The 2,502-nt window shown below is 69.7% G+C and carries 2 protein-coding genes; both read left to right on the top strand.

The features are described from left to right. Window positions 1-82: 82 nt before the first annotated feature. Window positions 83-1,129: a LacI family DNA-binding transcriptional regulator gene (locus tag ACFU53_RS47685; RefSeq protein WP_384006834.1), complete on the top strand. Its 1,047-nt coding sequence runs from the start codon at window positions 83-85 to the stop codon at window positions 1,127-1,129. Window positions 1,130-1,361: 232 nt separating this feature from the next. Continuing rightward, the coding region (locus ACFU53_RS47690; protein WP_384006837.1) for a sialidase family protein at window positions 1,362-2,502 on the top strand (1,141 nt) is incomplete at its 3' end.

Raw genomic sequence — 2,502 nt, forward strand, 5'->3', positions numbered from 1 at the left:
TAGATATGACCGCGCGGTCAGTGACCGCGCGGTCATATGATTGACCTCGCTCGATAAAGACATACGCTCGCCGGGAGAATCGATGACACGAGTGGTGGCACGCGGTACGGCTGCGGCCCCACCGCGGAGTGCGGACGTGGCCCGCCTGGCCGGCGTCTCGCGCAAGACGGTGTCACGGGTCCTCAACAACGAGCCGTACGTCTCCGAGGAGGTCCGTCGACGCGTCCTCGAGGCCGCGGAGGAGCTCGGATATCGACTGAACCACGCGGCCCGGGCACTGGCCTCCGGCCGGAACCGGTCCATCGGTGTCGTGGCACTGGGAACGGCCGGATACGGAACCGCCTCGCTCCTCGTCGGCATCGAGAGGGCCGTACGGGACGCCGGTTACGCCCTGCGTATGGTCAACACGGTGGACGGGGAACCGGACGGCATCGCCGGCGCCGTGACCTCGCTCCTGGAGCAGGGCGTGGACGGCATCGTCGTATCCGAGCCCATCGTGGAGGGGGAGGTGCAGGTCGGGGTCGACGTGCCGCTTCTCTTCCTGGGGGCACCACCGGCCTTCACCTCTGCCCGGACCCTGACCGTGGGTGTGGGCGCGTACGCGCTGGCGAGGGCAGCCACCGATCACCTGCTGGATCTGGGCCATCCGACCGTTCACCACCTGGCCGGTCCGGGGCAGTGGTACGCCTCGAAGGACCGTATCGAGGGCTGGCGGGCGGCGCTGGTGGCACGCGGAGCGGATGAACCTCCCCTGCTCGAAGGCGACTGGTCGCCCGCGTCCGGCTTCGCGGCGGGCCGTGAGCTGGCTGCGGACAGCTCGGTGACGGCGGTGTTCGCGGCGGGCGACGAGATGGCGATCGGCCTGATTCACGCCCTGCGGGAGGCCGGCCGCCGGGTGCCGGAGGACATCAGCGTCGTGGGCTTCGACGGCAACCCCGTCTTCGCCTACATCACCCCGCCCTTGACCACCGTGCGTCAGCCCTTCGACGAGGCGGCACGGGAAGGAATCAGACTCCTCGTGCACGTCATCGAGGCGCCCGAGACCGATCTTCCTCCGGCGAGCGAACCCCCGGTCGAACTCGTCGTTCGCGGCTCGACCGCCCCTCCACCGTCCCACCATGACCGATGAGCCGTTTTCTCTGACCCTCCCCGCAGCGGGCGTGAGAGCCGACGCCCGGAACACCGTCCTCTGCCGTCCGACGAGGGCCTGACCGCGAGGCTCCCGTACGCCAGTGCCGCAGCGTCGGCAGCCTTTCCGCGCCGATCGACGCCGCCCACCGATTCCGCCGCTCCCGCCTGGACCGATCCGGGGAGCGGCGGGCACCGAAACACATCCCCATCCCTTCCCCCGGGAGCCGCACATGTCCTCTGCCCAGTTGGGCGCCAGACCCGGCGCCGCTCCGCGTTCCCGTCCCTTCTCCCTCCTGACGTTGATGGTGTCCCTGCTCGTCGCGATAGGGACGCTGACCCTGCCCGCCGCCGGCCGGGCCGAGGCGGAATCCCGTCCGTCGCAGACGCTGTACACGCCGCCGTCGAACGCGCCCTCACCGGGGACGTTCTACCCGCGGGCGATGCGTCTGCAGTACAACGGCTCGGCCAACGGCACGATGCTCGCCACCTTCGAGCAGTACACCTCCGGCACGCCGGTCTTCCCGATCTACCGCAGCACCGACAACGGCACCTCCTGGACGAAGATCTCCGAGGTCGCCGACACCCAGAACGGCTGGGGCATGCGCTGGCAGCCCGAGCTGTTCGAACTGCCCAGAGCCATGGGCGGCTTCCCCGCCGGAACCATCCTCGCCGCGGGTGACTCCGTGCCGGCCGACCGGGGCGGCAGCAAGATCGACCTGTACGCCAGCACCGACCGCGGCCAGAGCTGGAACTTCGTCACCAACATCGCCACCGGCGGCCCGGCACACTCCAGCAACGGCTACACCCCCGTCTGGGAGCCGTTCTTCCTGCTGTCCGGCGACAGGCTCATCGTCTACTACTCCGACCAGCGCGACACCGACCACGGCCAGAAGATCGTCCACCAGGTCTCCACGGACCTCCGCAACTGGGGCCCGGTCGTGGACGACGTGGCGATGCCCACCTACGCGGACCGCCCGGGCATGCCGGTGGTCACCCGGCTGCCCAACGGCAACCACGTGATGAGCTACGAGTACTGCAACGCACCCGAGGGCCGGTGCTCCGTGTACTACAAGATCTCCTCCGACCCGGAGGGCTTCGGCTCCGTCACCGGCCGGGTACTGAGGTCGACCGACGGCGTCATCCCCAGCGGAGCGCCCTTCATCACCTGGCTGCCCGCCGGAGGGCCGAACGGCACCCTCGTCCTCAGCGGCGAGAGCCAGGACGACCTGTTCGTCAACACGGAGAACGGAGCCGCGAACGCCTGGACCCGTATGCGCTCCAACGTCGCCGGCGGGTACAGCCGGGGCATGCTCCCGCTGACCGACGGTCACAGCCTGATGGTGTTCAGTGGGGGACGCGGGCGAAGCACGG

This window comes from Streptomyces sp. NPDC057474, from assembly GCF_042802555.1.
Lineage (GTDB): Bacteria > Actinomycetota > Actinomycetes > Streptomycetales > Streptomycetaceae > Streptomyces.

Coding starts and splice junctions, on each gene's coding strand:
- ACFU53_RS47685 (WP_384006834.1), top strand. CDS start 83: ATGACACGAGTGGTGGCACGCGGTACGGCTGCGGCCCCACCGCGGAGT.